Origin of the sequence: Halalkalicoccus sp. NIPERK01, assembly GCF_030287405.1 — an archaeon.
GTDB lineage: Archaea > Halobacteriota > Halobacteria > Halobacteriales > Halalkalicoccaceae > Halalkalicoccus.
The window spans coordinates 1-230 of sequence record NZ_JASVVV010000080.1 but is presented as its reverse complement, the minus strand read 5'-3'; the positions used below and the strand labels follow the sequence as shown (position 1 = coordinate 230).

The 230-nt window shown below is 61.7% G+C and carries 1 protein-coding gene; it reads right to left on the bottom strand.

What is annotated here, in order from left to right; all coding sequences use genetic code 11:
- Positions 1–230 (bottom strand): DUF411 domain-containing protein (locus QRT08_RS18615; RefSeq protein ID WP_286047488.1); only part of this gene is annotated, 230 nt, incomplete at both ends.

Sequence of the window (230 nt, the reverse complement as noted above, 5' to 3'; positions counted from 1 at the left end):
AGTGCTGTTCGGGCTTACCGCCATGGGTGGCGAAGACTGTGTGTTTGCCATCCTTGGCAATCAGCACGACCTGGTACTCATCCGAACGGGTGGGATGATCCATCCCCGGCGAGCCGATCGGCATCCCGGGCACGGCGAGGCCGACTGCATCGGGCTTTTGCTCGATCAGGCGTTGCACATCCTGCGCCGGAACGTGGCCTTCGATCGCATAACCTTCGACTGTGGCGGTA